Genomic DNA, 23,582 nt, shown 5'->3' with positions numbered 1-23,582 from the left:
ATAATCCGCAAGCTTCAATAACGGCCGGCGCTGCCCGGTCGTTCCCGCCACCTGTCCGAGGGGCGCTGCAGCAGGTCGATTCGCTTCGGCTTGTCAGGCTCGGACGGGGCGCGTCACGGTCGGCAACCGCCGATCGCCAAACGCATCAACGGCGCCCATTCGCAGACAACGAATGGAGAGTTACGCATGAGCGCTGTCACGCCTGCCGGTTTCACCGACTTCAAAGTCGCCGACATTTCCCTGGCCGCCTGGGGCCGCCGCGAGCTGATCATTGCCGAATCCGAAATGCCGGCACTGATGGGCCTGCGCCGCAAGTACGCCGCCAGCCAGCCGCTGAAAGGCGCGAAGATCCTCGGCTGCATCCACATGACCATCCAGACCGGCGTGCTGATCGAGACCCTCACTGCGCTCGGTGCAGAGGTCCGCTGGTCTTCCTGCAACATCTTCTCCACCCAGGACCAGGCCGCTGCCGCCATCGCCGCCGCCGGTATCCCGGTGTTCGCCTGGAAAGGCGAGACCGAGCAGGAGTACGAGTGGTGCATCGAGCAGACCATCCTCAAGGATGGCCAACCGTGGGACGCCAACATGGTGCTGGACGACGGCGGTGACCTGACCGAAATCCTGCACAAGAAATACCCGCAGATGCTCGAGCGCATCCACGGCGTCACCGAAGAGACCACCACCGGTGTGCACCGCCTGCTCGACATGCTTAAAGCCGGCACCCTGAAAGTCCCGGCGATCAACGTCAACGACGCGGTCACCAAGAGCAAGAACGACAACAAGTACGGCTGCCGTCACAGCCTGAACGACGCCATCAAGCGCGGCACCGACCACCTGCTGTCGGGCAAGCAGGCCCTGGTGATCGGCTACGGCGACGTGGGCAAGGGCTCCGCCCAGTCGCTGCGTCAGGAAGGCATGATCGTGAAGGTCTCCGAGATCGACCCGATCTGCGCCATGCAGGCCTGCATGGACGGCTTCGAGCTGGTCTCCCCGTACAAGAACGGCCTGAACGACGGCACCGAAGCCAGCGTTGACGCCGCCCTGCTGGGCAAGATCGACCTGATCGTCACCACCACCGGCAACGTCAACGTCTGCGACGCCGGCATGCTGAAAGCGCTGAAGAAGCGCGCCGTGGTGTGCAACATCGGCCACTTCGACAACGAGATCGACACCGCCTTCATGCGCAAGACCTGGGCCTGGGAAGAGGTCAAGCCGCAGGTGCACAAGATCCACCGCACCGGCGCCGGCGACTTCGACCCGGCCAATGACGACTACCTGATCCTGCTGGCCGAAGGCCGTCTGGTGAACCTGGGCAACGCCACCGGCCACCCGAGCCGCATCATGGACGGCTCCTTCGCCAACCAGGTGCTGGCGCAGATCTTCCTGTTCGAGCAGAAGTACGCCGACCTCTCCGCCGAGAAGAAAGCCCAGCGCCTGACCGTCGAAGTACTGCCGAAGAAACTGGACGAAGAAGTGGCCCTGGAAATGGTGAAAGGCTTCGGTGGCGTCGTCACCCAGCTGACCCCGAAACAGGCCGAGTACATCGGCGTGACCGTGGAAGGCCCCTTCAAGCCGGACACCTACCGCTACTGATGTGCCAGAGGGCAGACGAGCAATCGTCTGCCCTCTTTGCCATTGGGCGTCACTGGAAACCTTGCATGGACCTGCAGGACAGCTACAACCAGGCCTGGATCTTCGCCGCCGGCGCGCACGCCGGACAGACGCTGACCGCCTCGACGCTGCCCTACGTGGTCCACCTGGCGATGGTGACCAACGAAGTGATGGCGGCCGACCGCGAAGCGCCCATCCAGCGCCTGTCGGAAACCGTCCAGATCGCCCTGCTTCACGATGTGCTCGAAGACACCCCGGTGCCCTTCGAGGAACTGCAGACGCGTTTCGGCGAGTTCGTCGCCGAGGGCGCCCAGTGCCTGAGCAAGATGGTGAATGGCGAGAAGCTGCCATTCGACATCTACCTCGAAAGGCTGGCGACCGGCGCGCCGCAGTATGCGATCGTCAAGCTGTGCGACCGGATCACCAACCTGCAGCCGCCACCCTCGACCTGGGCGCGGAGCAAGATTGCCGAATACCATGCTCAGTCGCAGCGCATCCTGGCCGTCCTCGGCCATGCGCACGAGCCCAGCGCCGAGCGACTGCGCACGAAGATAGACAACTACCGCCGTTACTTCTGAAGTCGACGGCACATGCCGGCAGCCACGCGATGACGCGGCGCCGAAGGAACGACCATGAGTCAGAAAGAACGCCGTTTCAGCTTCGAGTTCTTCCCCGCCAAGACCGAAGCCGGCCATGAAAAACTGCTGGCCACTGCGAGCCAGCTGGCCGCGAAAAAGCCCGACTTCTTCTCCTGCACCTATGGTGCCGGCGGCTCCACTCGCGACCGTACCCTGACCACCGTGCTGCAGCTGGACGGCGATGTGAAGGTGCCGACCGCACCGCACCTGTCCTGCGTCGGCGACACCAAGCCCGAGCTGCGCGCCCTGCTGGCCCACTACAAGGACGCCGGCATCCGTCGCATCGTCGCCCTGCGCGGCGACCTGCCGTCGGGCATGGGCATGGCCAGCGGCGAGCTGCGCTACGCCAACGAACTGGTGGAATTCATCCGCGCCGAAACCGGCGATCACTTCCACATCGAAGTTGCCGCCTATCCGGAAGTTCACCCGCAAGCGCGCAATTTCGAGGATGATCTGGCGAATTTCGTGCGCAAGGTCAAAGCCGGCGCCGACTCTGCCATCACACAATACTTCTTCAACGCCGACAGCTACTTCCATTTTGTCGAGCGTGCAGAGAAACTCGGTGTCAGCATTCCGGTCGTACCGGGTATCATGCCGATCACCAACTACACCAAACTGGCCCGCTTCTCCGACGCCTGTGGCGCGGAAATCCCCCGCTGGATTCGCAAGCAGCTGGAAGCCTACGGCGACGACATCGCCAGCATCCAGGCCTTTGGTGAGCAGGTCATCACCGACATGTGCGAACGCCTCCTCGAGGGCGGCGCACCCGGTCTGCATTTCTACACCCTGAACCAGGCTGAACCCAGCCTGGCGCTCTGGAACAACCTCAAGCTCCCCCGCTGAGGATCATTGCTCCGGGCTTACCGTCCGCGATCCCGGCCAGCGCAACGCCGGCGTATCGTGGACGGGGTGCTTCCAGCCATCGGCTGAGCGCTCGCCCCGAGCCTGAAATCACGCGCCCTCGAGCCGGCAGGTCGCCGGCCTACAGGAACCCCGCATGTCCTTTACTTCCCTCGGTCTCTCCGAGGCCCTGGCAGGCGCCGTTGAAGCCGCCGGCTACGCGCGCCCCACTCCCGTCCAGGAACGCGCCATCCCCGCTGTACTGCAAGGCCGCGACCTCATGGTTGCCGCCCAGACCGGCACCGGCAAGACGGGTGGCTTCGCCCTCCCGGTGCTCGAACGCCTGTTCCCCGAAGGCCACCCGGACCGCGAACACCGCCACGGCCCGCGCCAGGCCCGCGTCCTGGTACTGACCCCGACCCGCGAGCTGGCTGCCCAGGTGCACGACAGCTTCAAGGTCTATGCCCGTGACCTGCCCCTGAAAAGCGCCTGCATCTTCGGCGGCGTCGGCATGAATCCGCAGGTCCAGGCCATGTCCAAGGGCGTCGACGTCCTGGTCGCCTGCCCCGGCCGCCTACTCGACCTGATCGGCCAGGGCAGCGTCGATCTGTCCCGCGTGGAAATCCTCGTCCTCGACGAAGCCGACCGCATGCTCGACATGGGCTTCATCCACGACGTGAAGAAGGTCCTCGCCAAGCTGCCGGCCAAGCGCCAGAACCTGCTGTTCTCGGCGACCTTCTCCAAAGACATCATCGACCTCACCAACAAGCTCCTGCACAACCCGGAGCGTATCGAGGTCACCCCGCCGAACACCACCGTCGAGCGCATCGAACAACGCGTGTTCCGCATTCCGTCGGTACAAAAGCGCGCCCTGCTGGCGCACCTGGTGACCATGGGCGCCTGGGAACAGGTGCTGGTGTTCACCCGCACCAAGCACGGCGCCAACCGCCTCGCCGAATACCTGAGCAAGCACGGCCTGCCGGCCGCCGCGATCCACGGCAACAAGAGCCAGAACGCGCGCACCAAGGCCCTGGCCGACTTCAAGGCCAACGACGTGCGCATCCTGGTCGCCACCGACATCGCCGCCCGCGGCCTGGACATCGACCAACTGCCTCACGTGGTCAACTACGAGCTGCCCAACGTCGAGGAAGACTACGTCCACCGTATCGGTCGTACCGGCCGCGCCGGCCGTACCGGTGAAGCCATCTCGCTGGTGGCACCGGACGAAGACAAGCTGCTCAAGGCCATCGAACGCCTGACCAAGCAGCGCATCCCCGATGGCGACATGCTGGGCTTCGACCCCGACACCGTGCTGCCGGAAGTCCAGCAGCCCGAGCCGAAGGAAGCCTCCCAGCGCCAGCCGCGCAAGGACAAGGCCAAGCGCGGCGAGCGCAAGGACCGCAACAAGGACAAGCCGCAACAGCCACAGGCCGAAGAGCAGCAGAGCGCCGCTGCCAACGCCGAAGGTGAAGCCAGCGACGGCGACAAGCCGGCCGGCAAGCGCCGCCGTCGTGGCGGTCGCGGCAAGAAGAAGGGCGACGGCCAGGGCGGCGACGCTCAGCCGAACGCCAACGCCCAGGCTCGTGAGCCGCGCGAACCGCGCGAGCCCCGTCAACCGCGCCAGCCCCGCCAGCCGCAGGAGCAGCAGGGTCAGGGCCGCCAGCAGCAGGCCAAGCCGGCTCGCGCACCAAAGGCCGAGGCCAACGGTAACCGCGATCCGGAAGAGTTCCTCGACGACGACTTTGACAACTTCGGCAACCGTGCCGACTACGTCAGCCCGTTCCCGGACAAGGACCAGCAACGCGGCCAGCGCCGCCGTGGCGGTCAGGGGCAAGGTCAGGGCCAGGGCCAGGGCCAGAACCAGGGTCAGGGCCAGCAGCGCGCTCGCGGCCAGGGTGGTCAGGGCGGCGGCCAGGGCGGAAGTGGTCAAGGCCGCAGCCAAGGGCAAGGGCAAGGTCAGGGCCGTGCCGCCAAGAAGCCTAACGGCGGCAGTCGCCCCCAGGGCCAAGGCCAGGGTGGCAACGCTCAGGGCAAGGCCGGCCAGCGCAAGCGCGGTGGCAAGGCTCCGGCTTCGCGCATGAACGACGCCCCGCTGCGCGAGCCGAGCGAATACGGCGCCGCCAAGCCGACCCGCCAGCCGGTGGTGATCAACAAGCGCGACCTGGTTCGTACCGACCGCTTCCCGACGCCGGAGCAGCTGGAAGAGCTGGAACCGCGCCGCAAGACCGAGCGTCCCGCACTGCTGACCCGCAACCGCGAGTGATGCTGTAGAAGAAACCGCCCTCCGGGGCGGTTTCTTTTTGTCCGGGATTTGTCGCCGGTGCCCCCGTGACCGCAGGAGCGGACTCCGTCCGCGATAGGTCCGCATCGCGCCGAATGCCATCGCGGACAGAGTCCGCTCCTACCACAGCCATCCCTCGCCCCCGATCAAACACAAAAAAGCCGCCCGAAGGCGGCTCTTTCACGGCGACGAAAACCTCACAGCACCTGCCGCAGGAACGACTGCGCGCGCGCATCCTTGGGCTGGGCGAAGAACTCCGCCGGAGCGGCGTCCTCCAGCAGCTTGCCGTGATCGAAGAACAGCACGCGGTCGGCCACTTCGCGGGCGAAGCCCATTTCGTGAGTCACGCAGACCATGGTCATGCCTTCCACGGCCAGGGTCTTCATCACGTCCAGCACCTCGCCGACCATCTCCGGGTCGAGCGCCGAGGTGGGCTCGTCGAACAGCATCACCTTCGGCTCCATGCACAGCGCACGGGCAATCGCCACGCGCTGCTGCTGGCCGCCGGAAAGGCGCGATGGGTACTCATTGGCCTTCTGGCCGATGCCGACCTTTTCCAGCAGCGCACGGGCCTTGGCTTCGCGCTCGGCCTTGCCGCGCTTGCGCACGACTTTCTGCGCCAGGCACAGGTTCTCCAGCACGGTCATGTGCGGGAACAGGTTGAAGTGCTGGAACACCATGCCGACTTCGCGACGGTAGGCGTTGATGTCGGTCTTGGGGTTGGCGAGGTCGAGGCCGTCGATGCTCACGGAGCCGGAGTCGAACTCCTCCAGGCCGTTCAGGCAGCGCAGGAAGGTAGACTTGCCCGAGCCGGACGGCCCGATCACCACCACGACCTCGCCCTTGGCCACGCCGGTGGTGACGTCATCCACCGCGCGCACGACCTGCCCGCGGGTATCGAAGACCTTGGTCAGGTTACGGACTTCAATCACTTTGGCCGAGCCTCCGCTCCAGGCGCCCCGCCAGATGCGACAGCGGCAGGTTGATCACGAGATAGAGCGCGGCGACGCAGAACCAGATCTCGAAGGTGGAGAACGAGGTGGTGATCGCCTCGCGGCCGCTCTTGGTCAGTTCGGTGATGGCGATCACCGAGACCAGGGAAGTGTCCTTGACCAGGCTGATGAACTGCCCGGCCAGCGGCGGCAGCACGCGCTTGAAGGCCTGCGGCAGGATCACGTGGCGCATCGACTGCGCGGCGTTCAGGCCCAGGGAGCGCGCGGCTTCATCCTGGCCACGGGCGATGGACTGCACGCCGGCACGGACGATCTCGGCCACATAGGCACCGGTGAACAGCGCCAGCGCCGCCACACCGGCGAACTCGCGGGAGAGGTTCAGCACGGTGCCGATGAAGAAGTAGAAGATGAAGATCTGCACCAGCAGCGGCGTACCGCGCACCAGCTCGACGTAGAGCGTCGAGAGGTCGTGCAGGGTCGGGTTCTTCGACAGGCGGCAGAGACCGGTGAACAGGCCGATGAACAGGCCCAGTGCGCCGGAAACGAAGGAGATCCACACCGTGGTCCACAGGCCCCAGGCCAGCGGGCCGGCAGCCCAGTGGCGGGTCGCGCCGACGACATCACCCTCGGCGACATCGTCGTTCTCGGAGAACTGCAGGCTGTCGGCAGCCACGGTCAGCACCTGCTGCTTGCCGTCCTCGTCCACCAGGGTGACGCGGGCGTTACCGCCCTGATCCTCGATCTTCTCTACCCGCGAGACGCTGTCCGCACGCAGGGGTTCTTCGGCCTGGTAGGCGAAGTACTGCGGGACGCGGTTCCAGCGCCACTCGTAGGAAATCAGCGAAGTGGAGTACCAGAGGGCCAGGCCGATCAACAGCAGGATCAGTCCGGTCAGCCCGTGCCAGGGCCAGGTTGCGCGTTTCGTTCTAGTCACGAATCTCTACCGTGAAAATGCGAACGCGCAGGCCCAGGGCCTGCGCGTCGGGTCAACCAGCGTCAGACGTGGATTATTCCATGTCCTTGAGCCAGTCGGTGCTCTTGAACCACTTGTCGTGCAGGCGATCGTAGGTGCCGTCTTCACGAATCTGCTTGAGGAAGTTGTTGATGAAGTTGATCGAGTCGTAGTCGCCCTTCTTCAGGCCGAAGGCCAGCGGCTCGTAGGTGAACGGCTGGTCCAGGTGCACCAGCTTGCCCGCGCCGAACTTGCTCACGCCGACGACGTTGTAGGGCGAGTCGTAGATGAAGGCGTCGGCCTTGCCGTTGACCACGTCCATGACCGCTTCGGGCTCGTTGTCGAAGCCATGGTACTGGGCCTTGGACAGCTGCTTCTTGGCGACGAATTCGCCGGTGGTACCGATCTTGGAGGTGATGCGGTATTTCGCGTCGTTCAGGTCCTTGTAGGACTTGATCTCGCCTTGCAGTTCCTTGCGGATCAGCAGGGTCTGGCCGACCACGATGAAGGGATCGGAGAAGTTCAGGCGCAGGTTGCGTTCCTGGGTCAGGGTCATGCCCGAGCCGATCATGTCGAACTTGTCGGTGAGCAGGGCCGGGATGATGCCGTCATAGGCGGTGGAGACCAGCTCCAGCTTGACGTTCATGGCTTTGGCCATGGCCTTGAGCAGGTCCACTTCGAAACCGACGATCTGGCCACGCTTGTTGGTCATCTCGAACGGCATGTAGGTCGGGTCCATGCCCACGCGCAGGGTGCCGCGCTTGGCCGCTTCATCGATGGCGCCGGCCTGAGCCGCGCCCACGCTGACCAGGGCGCAAACGCCCATCACCAGCGATGCCAGGTACTTTTTCATCCCCATACTCCCAAGCAAGTGAAAGAACTTGTTGTTTTTTCCAGCGATCGAGCCAGGCGCGCCAAGGCATGCCGTGCGCGCAAAAGGTGCGAAGCGTACCCCATGCGGCGGATATCTCAATCTTTTCTGGATAGCTGGCGCAGGGTACCAGCAGCGGTGCGCGGGGAAAACAGGCTAAACCGCCACGTCTCCCCCATCCCGGGCGGGATGGGGGAGACGCAGGCTCAGGATTGCGCGGCGGGCAGCGCCATGGCGCCCTGCTCCGCGACCGGCGCCAGGGGCACCGCCGGGGCATGGGCATCGGCCTGCAGCGATTGCCGCCAGGGACCGATCCACTGTTCCTTGTCGCCCTGCCAGAGCGCCAGGTGCAGGCGCGACAGCGCCACCGGGTCGCTCAGCAGCGCCAGGCGGCGGTTGCCGTCGAGCTGCTCGGGGCCGGCTTCCAGCGCCTTCTCGACCAGCGCGGTGCGGGTCGCTTCGATGGCGGCGGACTGGCCGTGGCGGGCGGTACCCATGGCGCAGGCCAGGGCGTTCAGTACCGGGTCGACGGCGGAACGGACGAAGCCGTCCTTCAGCGCCTGCCAGCGGTTCTGGTAGGTGTACTCGTCGGTGGCACGCAATTCGCGCGGGGTGTCGTATTCCTCGGGAATGAGGAACAGCTTCTCGTCGCGCGAGGCCAGGCCCAGCTTGACCCGGCTGCTGATCACCGAGACCGGGATCGACAGCATCAGCGCGCCGACGATGGGCGACAGCCACCACAGGAAACGCGGGTTCAGCCACGCCACCAGCAACGCCCAGCACAGGCCCAGCAGGGTCTGCAGGCCATGGCGACGAATCGCCTCGCTCCACGGGGTGTCGTCGTCGTCACGCTGCGGCGACTTCCACTGGGCTTCCCAGCCGAGGAACGCAGCCAGCACGAAGCGGGTGTGGAAGAGCATGCGCACCGGCGCGAGCAGCACGGAGAAGAACATCTCCAGCAGCATGCTCAGGGTCACCTTGATCACGCCGCCGTAGCCCCTGGCGCCCTTGGCCCAGATCAGCATGACGCTGAGCAGCTTGGGCAGGAACAGCAGGGTCAGGGTGGTGGAGAACAGGGCGATGGCCTTTTCCGGGTGCCACTGCGGCCAGATCGGGAACAGCTGGCGCGGCTCGAGGAAGTACTGCGGCTCCATCAGCTGGTGCACCGCCAGCAACGCGGTGGACAGCACCAGGAAGAAGAACCACAGCGGCGCCGACAGGTAGGACATCACGCCGGTGAGGAACACCGCGCGGTGCACCGGGTGCATGCCCTTGACCAGGAACAGCCGGAAGTTCATCAGGTTGCCGTGGCACCAGCGGCGGTCGCGCTTGAGCTCGTCCAGCAGGTTGGGCGGCAATTCCTCGTAGCTGCCTTCCAGGTCGTAGGCGATCCACACGCCCCAGCCGGCGCGGCGCATCAGCGCGGCTTCGACGAAGTCGTGGGAGAGGATCGCACCGGCGAAGGAACCCTTGCCCGGCAGCGGCGCCAGGGCGCAGTGCTCGATGAAGGGTTTCACCCGGATGATCGCGTTGTGGCCCCAGTAGTGGGATTCGCCCAGCTGCCAGAAGTGCAGGCCGGCGGTGAACAGCGGGCCGTAGACGCGGGTGGCGAACTGCTGCATGCGCGCATAGAGGGTATCCATGCCCGACGCCTTGGGCGCGGTCTGGATGATGCCAGCCTCCGGGTTGGCCTCCATCAGGCGCACCAGCTTGGTCAGGCAGTCGCCGCTCATCACGCTGTCGGCGTCCATGACGACCATGTACTTGTACTGGCCGCCCCAGCGACGGCAGAAGTCGTCGATGTTGCCGCTCTTGCGCTTCACCCGGCGCCGGCGGCGACGGTAGAAGATGCGACCGAAGCCCAGGGCTTCCTTGCACAGCTCGATCCAGGCCTTTTCTTCGGCCATGGCGATATCGGGCTGGTTGGTGTCGCTGAGTACGAAGAAGTCGAAGCGATCCAGTTCGCCACTGGCCGCCACCGATTCGTAGGTCGCCCGCAGGCCGGCGAAGACACGCGGCACGTCCTCGTTGCAGATCGGCATGACGATGGCGGTGCGCGCATCGGCGGCGATCGGCTCGCTGCCCGCGCTACTGCCGGAGATGCGGTAGCGGTCGCGGCCGGTGAGCAGCTCCCAGAAGCCCATCAGGGCCGTCCAGAATCCCGCCGACACCCAGCAGAAGAGGATGGCGAAGAGCGCCAGCACGCCGAACTGGATGACATACGGCAGCACCTGCTCCAGGGTCTGCAGGAAGGTCTGGCGGTTGATCTCTTCGAGGTCGACGAAGGCCCAGCCCTGATAGGGCAGGATGCCTTTCATGTAGTAGGTGGCGACGCTGGTCTGGCCGAGCATGAGCAGGACCAGGATGAACCGGCGCAGCGAGCCGACCCGCTGCCAGCGCGCCTTGGGCAGGTCGCGGGAGGGCTTGGAGGGGTTGCTGCGTCCGGTCAGGCGGCGCCAGCCGCGCATGATCGGGTTGGTGCGCCAGGGTTCGGGAATCACCTTGGTGCGCTGGATCGGCGGCGCGGCCTTGAGGTAGGTGCGGCCGTTGTCGTCCATGCCCAGCATCTGCGCATCGTCGAGGTCCTGGCCGTAGCCGTGGCGCAGACGCGCACCGACCGAAGCCAGCGCAGCATCCTCACCCTCGACATCGCCAGCGAGCTGCTCGTGCAGCTCGCTGAAGGAACCGGCCCTGGCCAGCCGCTCACGCTCCTGCGCCGAAAGGGGCAGGTGCGCGAGGTAGTCGGCCACCGGCGCGGTGGTAGCGGTGGAATTATTCATCGGCAGGCAGCTGGTAGCTCCAGGTTTCGGAAATGGTCTGGCCGCCGTTTACCAGCGCAGCACGCATTTCCGTCGGCTTCTTCGGATCCTTGACCTTGATCCGCAGGGTCAGACGCCAGCCCTTGGTCACTGCGTTGTAGCGCAGTGCGTTTTCCTTCACCTCGGCATTGTCGTCGGTGCTCACCTGGGTGCTAACCGGGGCATCACCGGCCAGCGCCTTCAGGGTCGGGCCGACGAAATCGACGACCAGCGCGACGCTGCCATCAGGCTGACGGATCAGGTTCTTCTGCTTCACGTCGCCGACCGAGCGCAGGGTCTGCATGACCCAGGCGTTCTTCGCGTCGTGCAGGGCTTCCTCGTCCTTGGTCCAGCGCATGCGGTAGGCGAAGTCCAGCGGCTCGCCGGCTTCCGGGCGCTTCTCGGGGTTCCAGAAGGCGACGATATTGTCGTTGGTCTCATCCGGGGTCGGGATTTCCACCAGCTCGACGGTACCCTTGCCCCAGTCGCCCTGCGGCTCGATCCAGGCGGACGGACGCAGGTCGTAGCGGTCGTCCAGGTCCTCGTAGCGGGAGAACTCGCGGCCACGCTGCAGCAGGCCGAAGCCTTTCGGGTTCTCGACGCTGTAGGCGCTGACGGACAGGTGTTTCGGGTTGTTCAGCGGGCGCCAGATCCACTCGTCGTTGCCGGCATGGATCTGCAGGCCGGTGGAGTCATGCAGCTCCGGACGGAAGTTGTGCTCTTCCGACGGCTGGTTGGAGCCGAACAGGAACATGCTGGTCAGCGGCGCCAGGCCCAGCTTGCTCACCTTGTCGCGCAGGAACACGCGTGCCTTCACGTCGACCACGGTGTCGTTGCCCGGACGGATGGTGAAGCGGTACGCACCGGTCGCGCGGGGCGAGTCCAGCAGCGCGAAGATCACCAGGTGCTTGTCCTTGGGCTTGGGCTTCTCGATCCAGAACTCGCGGAAGCGCGGGAACTCTTCACCCGACGGCAGCGCGGTATCCAGCGCCAGGCCACGGGCGGAGAGGCCCCACCACTGGTCCTTGCCGATGATGCGGAAGTAGCTCGCCCCCAGGAAGGTGGCGATCTCGTCCTGCTTGTCCGGCGAGTTGATCGGGTACAGCAGGCGGAAGCCGGCGTAGCCCAGATCCTTGGTGGCATTGGCGTCGAATTTCAGCGAACCGAAATCGAAACGGGAGGGATCGTACTTGATCTCCTTGACGTCGGTTGCCGTGACTTCGTTGATCTTCACCGGGGTGTCGAAGTGCATGCCCTGGTGATAGAAGCTGATCTTGAAGGGGGTCTTCTCGTCGGCCCAGTAGGCCTTCTCGTTACGGAAGCGAATCTGCTGGTAATCGGCGAACTTCATTTCGCTGAATTCCGATGGCAGGTTGCTCGTCGGTGCGCTGTACTTCTCTGCAGCCAGCGCCTTGGCCTTTTCGCCAACGTCGTCGAGATTGAAGGCCCAGGCATGGGTAGCGCTCAACGCCAACAGGGCGGAGCCGACCAGTCCGCGAAGGATTTGGCGCGAAAGCGGTTGTTGAACGGAACGGAAAATCACGAGTCCCCCTCGTCCGTGAACACAAAACGATTAAAGCCAGCAAAGGCGATGCCAATCTGCTGGCGATTGAATTCCGACCCCAGTGAGCCTGAATGATTCCCCGATTCTTTCCACGGGTACTTCGGGCTCCCGGAGGCGCATTGTTCTAAGTGCATAAGCCCTAACCATCATCCCACGGCGATATGACAAGCTGCCGCGCGTTCAAGCCTCCAGTAGAAAGGTCACCGGACCGTCATTGACCAGGTGGACCTGCATGTTGGCGCCAAAACGGCCAGTGGCGACCAGCGGATGACGCTCTCGCGCCTGTTCCACGAGTAGATCGAACAACGCGGCGCCCCTTGCAGGAGGCGCCGCGCTGGAAAAGCTCGGTCGCAGGCCCTTGCGGGTGTCTGCGGCCAGGGTGAACTGCGAAACCAGCAGCAGGCCGCCACCGACATCGCTCAATGAAAGGTTCATTTTACCTTCATCGTCGCCAAACACTCGATAGTTAAGCAGCTTGTGCAACAAACGGTTGACCGAGTCTTCGTCGTCCTGGGGCTCCACCCCCACCAGGGCCAGCAGCCCATGGTCGATAGCACCGACGATTTCGCCGTCGACCTCGACGCGGGCGCCTCGCACCCGCTGGATCAAACCCTTCATTCAGCCTCCGGCGGCAGGTTCAGCAGGCGGCGGCCGATCTCGTTGGTGGCGCGCACCAGCGCATCGGTGATACCCGGCTCACCGGCCACGTGGCCGGCGTCGCGGACGATCTGCAGCTCGCTGTTGGGCCAGGCCTTGTGCAGCGCCCAGGCGTTGTCGAGCGGGCAGACCACGTCATAGCGGCCGTGGACGATCACTCCCGGCAGGTGGGCAATCTTGTGCATGTCGCGCAGCAGCTGGTCGGGCTCGAGGAAGCCGTTGTTGACGAAGTAGTGGTTCTCGATGCGCGCGATGGACAGCGAGCGGTGCGGGTCGGCGAAGCGCTCGACCACTGCCGGGTTCGGCCGCAGCGTGGCGGTACGCCCTTCCCAGGTGGACCAGGCGCGGGCGGCATGCATCTGGGCGATCTGGTCCGGGCCGGTCAGGCGGCGGTGGAAAGCATGCAGAAGGTCGTCGTGCTCGTCGGCGGGAATCGGCGCCAGGTAGTCTTCCCAGTAATCGGGGAACAGGCGGCTCGCGCCTTCCTGGTAGAACCAGCGGATTTCCTGCGGGCGACAGAGGAAGATGCCGCGCACGATCAGCGCCAGCACGCGCTCGGGATGGGTCTGGGCGTAGGCCAGCGACAGGGTCGAGCCCCAGGAGCCGCCGAACAGCACCCACTTGTCGATGCCCAGGTGCTCGCGGATGCGCTCGATATCCTCCACCAGGTGCCAGGTGGTGTTGTTCTCCAGGCTCGCGTAGGGCGTGGAGCGGCCACAGCCGCGCTGGTCGAAGGTGACGATGCGGTAGATGTTGGGATCGAAGAAGCGCCGCGACATGGCATCGCAACCGGAGCCCGGGCCGCCATGGATGAACAGAACCGGCAGTCCGTCGGGCGTGCCGCTCTCGTCCACATAGAGGACGTGCGGCGCTTCGACGGCCAGTTCATGGCGCGCGTAAGGCTTGATTTCCGGATACAAAGTTTGCATGGCTCGCTCCTGGATCAGTGCGTACGGTCGCTCCGGACCAGTAACCATCCTAGGGCCTGTCGCCACCTAATAGAAAGTCGCGTTGCCGCGGCGCGACTTCCATCGAAAGTCTTCGGCCCCCACGGTGTCGGGCATGATACTCGGGCCAGCGAAAAACCCATAAGGGAGTTAGTGAGCCATGCCACGGAAGTTGTTTCTTTCTCTATTCCTGCTGCTGTTCGCTCTGAGCGGCTGCGGCCGGGACGACCCGCGCGCGCAACTGGACGCCGCCGTCAAGCAATTGCAGGACAACCTCGAAGCCAAGAATAGCGGGGCCGTGCTCGAACAGCTGGCCGGCGATTTCCGCGCCAACGGCGAGTTCGACCGCGAGTGGGCCAGGCGCACCATGACGCTGATGTTCCTGCGCCACCAGCAGGTCAAGGTGATCCTGCTCAGCAGCGAGAGCCGGATCGACCCGACCCACGCCAACCGTGGCCATACCGACGCCCAGGTAGCGCTCACCGGCGCCGAGAACCTCATCCCCGACAGCGCCGGGCATTATTCCGTGAAGCTGGAATGGTGGCGCGACGGCGCGGAATGGAAACTGGCGAGGCTCGACTGGCAATGACTTCCCCCCTGCAACACCGCATCCGCGCCGCCGGCCTGCTGCTGCGCAACGACGAAATCCTGCTGGTGCGCCATGCAGTCGCCGGCGACGAGTACTGGATCCCGCCGGGCGGCGGCTTCGAGTCGGACAAGGACGAGTCCACCCGCGACACCGTGCGCCGCGAATGCCGGGAGGAAACCGGGCTGGCCGTGGAAGTCGGCCCGCTGGTCTACGTACGCGAGTTCGCCGAGCCGCTGGCCGGGCGCTTCCACATGGAGCTGTTCTATCGCGTCGACGCCTGGGATGGCCAGGTCAGCCTGGATAACCTGCGCGGCCTGGGTGGCGACGAGTTCGATATCCGCGAAGTCGCCTGGGTGCCGCGCCAGGAGCTGCCGCACCTGCCCTCCTACTACCCCGCCGAATTGCTCGACGATGTCTGGGAGCGCCTGGCCGAGGCGCAGCCACTGATCCGCCACCTCGGCCTGCAACGCTAGCGGCGTTACTGCACCGGTTCGCTGGTGGGCTTGGCGATGATCGCCTGCAGCTCGGCGGTCATGGGGAATTCCAGGTTGAGGTTCTTCGGCGGGATCGGCTGCTCGAACCAGCGCTGGTAGATGCCCTTGATTTCGCCCGAGGCGTAGAGATCGGCCAGGGTCTGGTTGACCAGCGCGAGGAACTGCGGATCGTCGCGGCGCACCATGCAGGCATAGATCTCCCGCGACTGCGGCTCCCCAACCACCACCCACTGGTGCGGATCGCGGGCCTTGGCTTTCTCGCCGTAAAGCAGCGCGTCATCCATGTAGAAGGCCACCGCGCGGCCGGACTGCAGCATGAGGAAGGCCTCGCCGTGGTCCTTGGCGCTGACCACGTTCATGCCCAGCTTGTGCTCGGCGTTGTAGGCCTTCAGGTAGCGCTCGTTGGTGGTGCCGGCAGTGGTCACCACGTTCTTGCCCTTGAGGTCGTCGAAACCCTGGATGCCGCTGTCCTTGGCGGTCAGCAGTTGCCCCTTCACGTAGATGAAGCCGTAGGAGAAGGCGACCTGCTTCAGGCGCTCGGCGGTGACGCCGGTGGAGCCGCACTCCAGGTCGACCGTGCCGTTCTGCACCAGCGGAATGCGCGTCTGCGAGGTCACCAGGTTGTACTTCACCGCCAGGTCAGGCTTGGCGAGCTTCTGCCGGATGCGCTCGACCACCTTGCCGGCCAGGTCCACCGAGTAGCCCATGGGCTGCCCGCTGTTGTCGCCCAGGTAGGAGAACGGCACCGAGGCGTCGCGATAACCCAGGGTTATCGTGCCGCGCTCGGCGACTTTCTTCAGCGTGCCGTCCAGAGCCTCGTCGGCCTGCGCCAGCGCGCAGACCAGGCTGGACGCCGCCAGCATTCCCAGTGCAAGTCGTTTCATGGGTGCGATCCTTCTTGTTGTTGTGAGTCGGGTTGAGGTTCAGGGCCGCGCGGCAATCACCGTGATTTCCACCAGCACCTGCGGGCGCGCCAGCAGCGCCTGCACCGTGGTGCGCGTCGGTGCGCAGCCTTCCGGCAGCCAGGCGGACCAGACGCCATTCATGGCCTCGAAGTCGGCCGCGATGTCCTTGAGGTAAATGGTCGCGCTAAGGATGTTCGCCTTCCCGGTGCCGGCTTCGGCCAGCAGCGCGTCGATCTTCGCCAGCACTTCGCGGGTCTGGCCCTGGATGTCGGCGGCCTGCCCGGGCACCTGCCCGGAGAGGAACACCAGCGAGCCGAAGACCATAGCGCCGGAAAGGCGGTCATTGGTGGCGATGCGTGTGAGTTGCATGGTGAGTCTCCAAATCCGATTGAATCAGCCGGCCAGTCGCGCGGGCGTCAGGCCGGTCGTGTCGATATCCGGCTGACGCCCGGCGATCTGTGCGGCAATCAGTTGCGCACTGCCACAGGCGAGGGTGAAGCCCAGCGCGCCGTGGCCGAGATTCAGCCAGAGGCCACGCGGCCCGCAGGCCCCCACCAGCGGCACGCCGGTGGGCGTGGCCGGGCGCATGCCGGCCCATTCGATGGCGGCGCCGTAGTCGCAGGCGTCCGGCAGCGTATCCGCCGCCTGCTGCCGGATCAGCGCCAGCCGCTTGGGCTCCAGGCGCGGGTCGAAGCCGACGATGTCGACCATGGCAGCGATGCGCAGACGCTCGCCGATGCGCGCATAGACCACCTTGCGGTCGTAGTCGGTGAGGCTTACTTCCAGCGCGCGGTCCTCGGCGCGGATCGGCGCGGTCAGGCTGTAGCCCTTCAGCGGATAGAGCGGCAGGCGCGGGCCGCCCGGCAGCAGCGCGGCGCTGCGGTAGCCGGCGGCGAGGACCACGTGATCGGCCTCGAAGCTCTGACTGCCCGCCTCTACTCCGGCCACGGCGCCGTTGCGCAGAATCAGCTTCGACGCCGGATGCCCGTAGATGAGGCGGCAACGGCCGGACGCCTGGAGCTGCTCGGCCAGTCGCTGGCAGAACAGGAAGCTGTCGGCGACCTCCTCGTCCGGCGTATGGATGCCACCGACGAAGGGCGCACGCGCCAGCGCCGGGTCCAGCTCGCGGCACTGCTGTGCCGAGAGCACGAATTGCGCGGAAGGATCGGACAGGTTCTGCCGCGCACTGCGGAAGCTGCCTTCATCGCGGAAGGCCACCAGCTTGCCGTTGCGCCGCCAGTCGAAGCCATCCAACCCGTCTTCGCGCCACTGCGCCAGCGTGCTCTGGCTGAACAGCGCAAGGCGCAGCAAATGCCTGGCATTGGCCTGGTTCACCGAGCGCCGGCAGGCCGCGGTAAATTCCAGCAGCCAGCGCCACTGCGCCGGATCCAGGCGCGGGCGCAGGCGCAGCGGCGAGTCGCCGCGCAGCAGCCAGCCCAGTGCCTGCTGCGGCACGCCGGCATCCGCCAGCGGTGCCACGTAGCGGTAGGAGAGCTGGCCGCCGTTGGCGAAGCTGGTTTCCAGCCCGGCCGCATCCCGCGCCTCCAGCACGCTGACGTCGAATCCTTCCTGGACCAGCGCATGGGCCGTGGCCAGTCCGACCACGCCCGCGCCGATGATGCAAACCCGCTGTGCCATTGCCGTCTCACTGCCAACCGATTCCAGCCCTCGACCTTAGGGCGGGGTGACAGGCGGCGAACAATGAATAAACATGGGCACCCCATAAACCAAGGTTATACCTTGGCGAATCCGCTGACGGAGGCAAGCCATGCGCCTGCGCCATATCGAAGTGTTCCAGGCCATCCGCGAGACCGGCTCGGTCAGCGGCGCCGCGCAATTGCTGCATGTTTCCCAGCCAGCGGTGACCAAGGTGCTGCAGCACGCCGAGCAGCAGCTGGGCTTCCCGCTGTTCCTGCGCGTACGCGGCAAACTGCAGGCGACCCCCGAGGCGCTGGAGCTGGAGCGCGAAGTCGCCAAGGTCACGGAAAGCCTGCAGGGCGTGCGCCGCCTGGCACAGAGCCTGCGCGGCCAGCCGGAGAACCGCCTGCGCGTGGGTGCCACGCCGGCGCTGGCCCTGTCGCTGCTACCGCCGGTGATCCGCGAATGGACCGACCGCTATCCGCAGAGCAGCTGCGAACTGGCAACCCAGCATTCCCGCGAGTTGATCCAGAACCTGCTGATGCGCGAGCTCGACCTCGCCCTGACCCTGCAGCAGACCGACCACCCCGGCCTGCGCTCGCAGCCCATCGCCAGCGGCCCGCTGGTGGCCCTGGCGCCACGCGGGCATTGGCCGGAGGATCGACTGGGCAAGGCGCTGACGCTGGGCGAACTGGCCGGCGAGCCGATGATCGGCCTGTCCACCTCCGACCCGCTCTCAGCACGTCTGGAAAGTCACCTGGCCAACGTCGAACCGCCACCGCGCGTGCGCATCGCGGTACAGACCTACGCACTGGCGCGCACGCTGGTGGAAGCCGGCACGGGATTGGCGCTGGTCGACCCCTTCACGGCACTGGGCGCGGTCAAGCAACTCACCGCACTGCGCCCGCTGTCGCCTCCGGTGAAGGTCACGCTCTACGCCCTGACCCGAGCCGATGAGACGCCGCCGCACACCCAGGCATTGTTGCTGGAAATGCTGGTGCGGCATGCCGAAGGGCAACTGGCGCAGCATCGCTTCGAGTAGTTTCCTGAGTGGCGCGAGCGAGCAGACCGGGCGAGGCGGCATCCTTCGTTTACAGTAGCAACCGATCTGCGCCCCTCTCCGCCCTTGGGGCGCCCCAGGACACCGTTGGACAAGAATCGACAAGGAAAGCCATGTCTCGCGAGAAAGCCGACACACTGCACGAACAAGCCATGACCCTGGACGACCAGGGCGATACCGAGGCGGCCCTGGCGCTGTATCTCCAGGTCATCGAGCTCGCGCCGGAGAAATCGGAAACCCATTACAACATCGGCCTGATCTACAAATACCGCGGTGACTGGCCCGCCTCGCAGCGCTACAACCAGCAAGCCGTCGACCTGGCGCCGGACGATGAAGCGGCCAACTGGAACCTCGCCATCGCCGCCACCGCGCTGCGGGACTGGGGCTGCGCACGGGCCGTGTGGAACCGCCGCGGGATCGCCATCGAGCTGGGCGACCAGCCGATCGAGGCCGATTTCGGCATGACCCCGGTACGCCTGAATGCCGACGAGAGCGCCGAAGTCGTATGGGCGCAGCGTATCGACCCGGTACGCGCCAGCCTGCTGAACATCCCCTACCCTGATTCGGGGTTCCGCCATGGCGACATCGTCCTGCATGACGGCGCCGCGGTCGGCTACCGCGAGAACCAGGGCCGTGAATATCCCGTGTTCAATGTGCTGGAGCTGTTCACTGCGTCCCCGCACAGCACCTATGAAATCGACCTCCGGCTCAGTTGCCCGGAGGACCTCGACGACCTGCAGCAACGCCTGGATGAGCTGGACATTGCCAACGAGTCCTGGTCGAAGAACGTGCGCGTGCTCTGCCGCCAGTGTTCGGAAGGCCATCCGCACGAGCACCACGATCACGAACTGGAGGAAGAGGAAAGCTGGCAGCAGGAGCAGCTGCTCGCCGTCGCGACCGCCGACGAAGCCGAACTGCGGGCAGTGCTGGTCGAATGGGCGAACGACCAGCGAGGCGTCGAGCACATCGAATGCACGCTGGAAGGTGTGCAGCCGTGAAGCGCCACCTCGGATGAAAAAACAGCCCCTGCCACAGCGGGGCAGCGCCGCCGGGATGCGTGGTCCGGCGGCGCCGCGCCGACAAGCCCCGGCGCGGCAGGAGGCTGTGTAAAACTCAGCGGCCGTAGCGCTCGCGGCCCCAGGCGATGAAGGTTTCCAGCATGCGCCGGAGCACCTGGGCGGTCGGTGCGGCGAGGTCTTCGCGGTAGGCGAAGGGCGCGTGCTCATCCATGTAGTTGCACTGCGCGAGTTCCAGTTGCACTGCGTGCACGTTGTCCAGCGGCTGGCCGTAGTGGCGGGTGATGTGCCCGCCCTTGAAGCGGCCGTTGAGGATGTGCCGGTAAGCCGGAGCCTCGGCACATACCGCGACCAGCCGCTCGGCCAGCTGCGAGTCACAGCTCGCGCCGCTGTTGGTGCCGATATTGAAGTCGGGCAGCTTGCCGTCGAACAGGTGCGGGATCACCGAGGCGATCGAGTGGGCATCCCACAGCAAGGCGTAGCCGAACTCGGCCTTCAGGCGTGCGAGCTCGTCGGCCAGGGTCTGGTGGTACGGCGTCCAGACTTCCTTGAGGTAACGCGCACGCTCTTGCGTGGAAGGCGCCTGCCCTTCCTTGAACAGCGGGCGGCCATCGAACAGGGTGTCCGGGTAGAGGCCGGTGGTGGCGGTGCTGTACAGCGGCTTGTCGTCGGCCGGGCGGTTGAGGTCGATGACGTAGCGCGAGTAGCCGGCGGCCAGCGTGCTGGCGCCCAGTTCTTCGGCAAAGGCGTAGAGCCGGGGGATGTGCCAGTCGGTGTCGGCCAGCTCGCGGGCCTCGTCCACCAGGCCGGCTTCCACGGCCGGCGTCAGGCGGATACCAGGGTGCGGCATGCTGATCAGCAGCGGCACACGGCCGCGTTTGAATTCGAGAACGTTATCCATGGGTAGCTATCTCCAAGACGGGCGAAGACGAGCCTGTAGGAGCGAGCTTGCTCGCGAACCGGGCTCCGCAGCGGGGCTGTTCGAGAGCAAGCTCGCTCCTACAAAGCCCAGACTCACAATTCTTCGCCGTGACGAATGACGCGCTTGGGCAGGTCGCCGCCGAGCCAGTAGGCCAGTTCGGCGGGGCGCTGGATGTCCCAGGCGATGAAGTCGGCGACCTTGCCCGCTTCCAGGCTGCCGTGGCTGTCGGCCATGCCCAGCGCCTTCGCGGCATTGAGGGTGACGCCGGCCAGCGCTTCTTCCGGGGTCAGGCGGAAGGCGGTGCAGGCCATGTTGAGCATCAGGCGCAGCGACAGCGCCGGCGAGGTGCCGGGGTTGAGGTCGCTGGCGATGGCGATGCTCACGCCGTGCTTGCGCAGGGCATCCATCGGCGGCAGCTGGGTTTCGCGCAGGACGAAGAAGGCACCCGGCAGCAGCACGGCCACGGTGCCGGCCTCAGCCATGGCGATGGCGTCGCTCTCGTCCATGAATTCGAGATGGTCGGCGGACAGCGCGCCGTAACGCGCCGCAAGACTGGAACCATGCAGGGAGGACAGTTGCTCGGCGTGCAGCTTCACCGGCAACCCCAGGCGCTTTGCAGCCTGGAACACCCGCTCGACCTGCTCCGGGGAGAACGCCAGGTGTTCGCAGAAAGCGTCCACCGCGTCCACCAGCCCTTCCTCGGCCAGCGCCGGAAGAATGCGGGTGCAGACCTGATCGATGTACTCGTCGGCGCGCCCGGCATATTCCGGCGGCAGCGCGTGGGCGGACAGGCAAGTGGTGCGTACCGTCACCGGCAGCTCCTGCTCCAGTCGGCGGGCCACGCGCAGCATGCGGCGTTCGCTGTCCAGGTCCAGGCCGTAGCCGGACTTCACTTCCAGCACGGTCACGCCGTCGGCCAGCAGCGGGCGGGCACGCTTGATGGCGCTGGCCAGCAGTTCTTCCTCGCTGGCCTCACGGGTGGCGCGCACGGTGCTGGCGATGCCGCCGCCAGCCGCCGCGATCTCGGCGTAGCTGACGCCGTTCAGGCGCTGCTCGAACTCGCCGCTGCGGTCACCGCCGAACACCAGGTGGGTATGGCAGTCGATGAAGCCGGGCGTGACCCAGGCACCGCCCAGGTCCGTGCTCTGCAGCGGGTGCTCGGGCAATTCGGCGCGCGGGCCGATCCAGGCGATGCGCTCGCCCTCGGTGATGATCGCGGCGTCCTCGATGATCGAGTAGCGCCCGCTCTTCATCGTGGCCGCATGGCAGTGCTGCCAGAGGTGTTTCATTGCAATCTCCCGATACTCGCGCCGATGCTTTGCAGCGCGGCGGGCTCACCCAGCAGTGCGGCGGCGCGGGCGATGTCCGGCGCCAGCCAGCGGTCGCTGTCGTAAGCCGGCACACGCTCGCGCAACAGGCTCCAGGCACAGTCGGTGCCGGCACCGAAGCGCTGCGGCTTGAGGAATTCGAAGGCCTGGGCGGCCAGCAGGTATTCGATGGCGAGGATCTGCGTGACATTGCCGACCACCTTGCCCAGCTTCAGCGCGGCGCTGGTGCCCAGGCTCAGGTGATCCTCCTGAAGACCCGAAGTGACGAAGTTGTCCACCACCGCCGGCTGCGCCAGCTGGCGGTTCTCGCCGGCCAGGGAGGCGGCGACGTACTGCACGATCATCATCCCCGAGTTGACGCCCGGCTGGCTGACCAGGAAGGCCGGCAGGCCACTGACCAGCGGATTGATCAGGCGGTCCAGGCGGCGCTCGGCCACGCCCCCCAGCTCGGCCACGGCGATCGCCAGCAGGTCGGCCGCCATGGCCACGGATTCGCCGTGGGGGTTGGCCTGGGACACCACGCGGTAGTCGTCCGGCGTACCCAGCACCAGCGGGTTGTCGGTGGCGGAATTCAGTTCGGTCTCGATCTGCTTCGCCGCGTGCTCCAGCTGATCACGGCAGGCGCCGTGGATCTGCGGCATGGAGCGGATGCTCAGCGCGTCCTGGGTACGGATACCCTTGCTGGCGGCAATCACTTCACTGCCTTCGAGCAGCGCGCGCAGGTTGGCGCCGACCTTCTGCATGCCCGGGTGCGGCTTGAGCGCGATGATCTCGGCGTCGAAGGCGTCGATCTGCCCGCGCAGGGCTTCGAAGCTCATGGCGCCGATGACGTCGGCCCACTGTGCGAGCCGCGTTGCGTCGTCGAGGGCAAGGCAGCTCAGGCCGGTCATGCACGGCGTGCCGTTGACCAGGCAGAGCCCATCCTTGGCGCCCAGCTGCACCGGCTCCAGGCCTTCGGCGGCCAGCGCCTGGAAGGCCGGAACGACCTCGCCGCGGTAGCTCACTTCGCCGATGCCCAGCAGCGCCACGCCGACGTGGGCCATGTGGGTCAGGTAACCGACCGAACCCTGCGACGGCACGCGCGGGGTGATGCCATGGTTGAGCAGCGCGACCAGCGCTTCCACGACGCGGCGGTGCAGTCCGGACTTGCCGTGGCTGTAGTTGGTGATGGCCGCGCAGATGATTGCGCGGGTCTGCTCGTCCTTCAGCGGCTCGCCGACGCCGCAGGCATGGCTGAGCAGGGTGTTGCGCGACAGCTGCGCCAGTTGCTCGCCCTGCAGCACCACGTTGCACAGCGCACCCAGGCCGGTGCTGATGCCATAGGCGCGCTCTCCCCGGCTGACGATGCGTTCGACGATGCCACGGGCGTTGTCGATGCGCGCCCAGGCGGCGGCCGACAGTTGCAGGCGCGCGCCGTGGCGCGCCACCGCGACCAGGTCCTGCCAGCGCAGCGGGCCGTTGCCGAGGGTGATGGTGGAAGAGGACGACATGCGGAGCTCCTGTAGGCGGGAAAGCCCC

Annotated in this window: 20 protein-coding genes, 1 pseudogene and 1 riboswitch; of the genes and pseudogenes, 8 read left to right on the top strand and 13 right to left on the bottom strand. The window is 66.1% G+C overall.

Annotation, left to right across the window (positions count from 1 at the left end; all coding sequences use genetic code 11):
• The first annotated feature begins 51 nt into the window (after nucleotides 1-51).
• Nucleotides 52-164: riboswitch (S-adenosyl-L-homocysteine riboswitch) on the top strand.
• A 22-nt stretch (nucleotides 165-186) separates the two neighbouring features.
• From ahcY to UB43_RS23230, 4 genes are all read left to right on the top strand, one after another.
• Nucleotides 187-1,593, top strand: coding sequence for an adenosylhomocysteinase (gene ahcY, locus UB43_RS23245; protein WP_045215888.1), 1,407 nt, complete (start codon nucleotides 187-189; stop codon nucleotides 1,591-1,593).
• Nucleotides 1,594-1,658: 65 nt separating this feature from the next.
• Nucleotides 1,659-2,189 carry an HD domain-containing protein gene (locus UB43_RS23240; protein WP_045215885.1) on the top strand — a complete coding sequence of 177 codons (531 nt, stop codon included), beginning with the start codon at nucleotides 1,659-1,661 and terminating at the stop codon, nucleotides 2,187-2,189.
• 54 nt (nucleotides 2,190-2,243) lie between these two features.
• Nucleotides 2,244-3,092 carry a methylenetetrahydrofolate reductase [NAD(P)H] gene (gene metF, locus UB43_RS23235; protein ID WP_045215883.1) on the top strand — a complete coding sequence of 283 codons (849 nt, stop codon included), beginning with the start codon at nucleotides 2,244-2,246 and terminating at the stop codon, nucleotides 3,090-3,092.
• A gap of 154 nt (nucleotides 3,093-3,246) precedes the next feature.
• Nucleotides 3,247-5,352 (top strand): DEAD/DEAH box helicase, encoded by a 2,106-nt coding sequence (locus UB43_RS23230; protein WP_045215881.1) that lies wholly within the window; start codon nucleotides 3,247-3,249, stop codon nucleotides 5,350-5,352.
• 215 nt (nucleotides 5,353-5,567) lie between these two features.
• Here UB43_RS23230 and UB43_RS23225 read toward each other — a convergent pair whose 3' ends face one another.
• The 7 genes from UB43_RS23225 to pip all read right to left on the bottom strand — a co-directional run bounded on the left by UB43_RS23225 (nucleotide 5,568) and on the right by pip (nucleotide 14,094).
• Nucleotides 5,568-6,302, bottom strand: coding sequence for an amino acid ABC transporter ATP-binding protein (locus tag UB43_RS23225; protein ID WP_045215878.1), 735 nt, complete (start codon nucleotides 6,300-6,302; stop codon nucleotides 5,568-5,570).
• Nucleotides 6,295-7,257 (bottom strand): amino acid ABC transporter permease, encoded by a 963-nt coding sequence (locus tag UB43_RS23220; protein ID WP_045215875.1) that lies wholly within the window; start codon nucleotides 7,255-7,257, stop codon nucleotides 6,295-6,297. The genes UB43_RS23225 and UB43_RS23220 overlap by 8 nt, the downstream gene beginning before the upstream one ends.
• Nucleotides 7,258-7,330: 73 nt before the next feature.
• On the bottom strand, nucleotides 7,331-8,128 hold the full coding sequence (locus UB43_RS23215; RefSeq protein ID WP_045215873.1) for a transporter substrate-binding domain-containing protein: 798 nt from the start codon (nucleotides 8,126-8,128) through the stop codon (nucleotides 7,331-7,333).
• A 224-nt stretch (nucleotides 8,129-8,352) separates the two neighbouring features.
• On the bottom strand, nucleotides 8,353-10,926 hold the full coding sequence (gene mdoH, locus UB43_RS23210; RefSeq protein WP_045215871.1) for a glucans biosynthesis glucosyltransferase MdoH: 2,574 nt from the start codon (nucleotides 10,924-10,926) through the stop codon (nucleotides 8,353-8,355).
• On the bottom strand, nucleotides 10,919-12,487 hold the full coding sequence (locus tag UB43_RS23205; RefSeq protein WP_082085893.1) for a glucan biosynthesis protein G: 1,569 nt from the start codon (nucleotides 12,485-12,487) through the stop codon (nucleotides 10,919-10,921). Before UB43_RS23205 ends, mdoH begins: the two co-directional genes overlap by 8 nt.
• Nucleotides 12,488-12,688: 201 nt before the next feature.
• Entirely contained in the window at nucleotides 12,689-13,126 is a 438-nt protein-coding gene (gene dtd, locus UB43_RS23200) for a D-aminoacyl-tRNA deacylase (RefSeq protein WP_024764182.1), read from the bottom strand.
• A complete protein-coding gene (gene pip, locus UB43_RS23195) occupies nucleotides 13,123-14,094 on the bottom strand; it encodes a prolyl aminopeptidase (protein ID WP_045215867.1) in 972 nt (323 codons plus the stop codon). Before pip ends, dtd begins: the two co-directional genes overlap by 4 nt.
• A 178-nt stretch (nucleotides 14,095-14,272) precedes the next feature.
• Between pip and UB43_RS23190 the strand changes: the two genes are divergently transcribed.
• Nucleotides 14,273-14,701, top strand: coding sequence for a hypothetical protein (locus tag UB43_RS23190; protein ID WP_045215864.1), 429 nt, complete (start codon nucleotides 14,273-14,275; stop codon nucleotides 14,699-14,701).
• The gene (locus UB43_RS23185; protein ID WP_052969597.1) at nucleotides 14,698-15,174 is read left to right on the top strand and encodes an NUDIX domain-containing protein; all 477 of its coding nucleotides are present in this window, start codon (nucleotides 14,698-14,700) and stop codon (nucleotides 15,172-15,174) included. The genes UB43_RS23190 and UB43_RS23185 overlap by 4 nt, the downstream gene beginning before the upstream one ends.
• Nucleotides 15,175-15,179: 5 nt before the next feature.
• Here UB43_RS23185 and UB43_RS23180 read toward each other — a convergent pair whose 3' ends face one another.
• Genes UB43_RS23180 through UB43_RS23170 form a run of 3 tightly spaced genes read right to left on the bottom strand, consistent with a single transcriptional unit; the run spans nucleotide 15,180 to nucleotide 17,738 of the window.
• Complete coding sequence (locus tag UB43_RS23180; RefSeq protein ID WP_045215862.1) at nucleotides 15,180-16,079, bottom strand: transporter substrate-binding domain-containing protein; 900 nt, start codon at nucleotides 16,077-16,079, stop codon at nucleotides 15,180-15,182.
• A 39-nt stretch (nucleotides 16,080-16,118) separates the two neighbouring features.
• A complete protein-coding gene (locus UB43_RS23175) occupies nucleotides 16,119-16,469 on the bottom strand; it encodes a RidA family protein (protein ID WP_045215859.1) in 351 nt (116 codons plus the stop codon).
• Nucleotides 16,470-16,493: 24 nt separating this feature from the next.
• Complete coding sequence (locus tag UB43_RS23170; protein WP_045215856.1) at nucleotides 16,494-17,738, bottom strand: D-amino acid dehydrogenase; 1,245 nt, start codon at nucleotides 17,736-17,738, stop codon at nucleotides 16,494-16,496.
• A 63-nt stretch (nucleotides 17,739-17,801) separates the two neighbouring features.
• Between UB43_RS23170 and UB43_RS23165 the strand changes: the two are divergent.
• Both UB43_RS23165 and UB43_RS23160 read left to right on the top strand, forming a co-directional pair.
• A pseudogene (locus UB43_RS23165) lies at nucleotides 17,802-18,780 on the top strand (LysR family transcriptional regulator).
• A gap of 131 nt (nucleotides 18,781-18,911) precedes the next feature.
• On the top strand, nucleotides 18,912-19,796 hold the full coding sequence (locus UB43_RS23160; RefSeq protein ID WP_045215851.1) for a tetratricopeptide repeat protein: 885 nt from the start codon (nucleotides 18,912-18,914) through the stop codon (nucleotides 19,794-19,796).
• Between the two features lie 115 nt (nucleotides 19,797-19,911).
• On the opposite strand, the gene hutG is transcribed toward UB43_RS23160, so the two are convergent.
• From hutG to hutH, 3 genes are all read right to left on the bottom strand, one after another.
• Nucleotides 19,912-20,715, bottom strand: coding sequence for an N-formylglutamate deformylase (hutG, locus tag UB43_RS23155; protein WP_045215848.1), 804 nt, complete (start codon nucleotides 20,713-20,715; stop codon nucleotides 19,912-19,914).
• 113 nt (nucleotides 20,716-20,828) lie between these two features.
• On the bottom strand, nucleotides 20,829-22,025 hold the full coding sequence (gene hutI, locus UB43_RS23150) for an imidazolonepropionase (RefSeq protein WP_045215847.1): 1,197 nt from the start codon (nucleotides 22,023-22,025) through the stop codon (nucleotides 20,829-20,831).
• On the bottom strand, nucleotides 22,022-23,554 hold the full coding sequence (gene hutH / locus UB43_RS23145) for a histidine ammonia-lyase (RefSeq protein WP_045215845.1): 1,533 nt from the start codon (nucleotides 23,552-23,554) through the stop codon (nucleotides 22,022-22,024). Before hutH ends, hutI begins: the two co-directional genes overlap by 4 nt.
• Nucleotides 23,555-23,582: the final 28 nt, after the last annotated feature.

Origin of the sequence: Pseudomonas sp. 21 (assembly GCF_000955805.1) — a bacterium.
GTDB lineage: Bacteria > Pseudomonadota > Gammaproteobacteria > Pseudomonadales > Pseudomonadaceae > Pseudomonas.
Note: the sequence above shows the minus strand (reverse complement) of the source record. Positions and strands in the feature narration are given on the sequence as shown.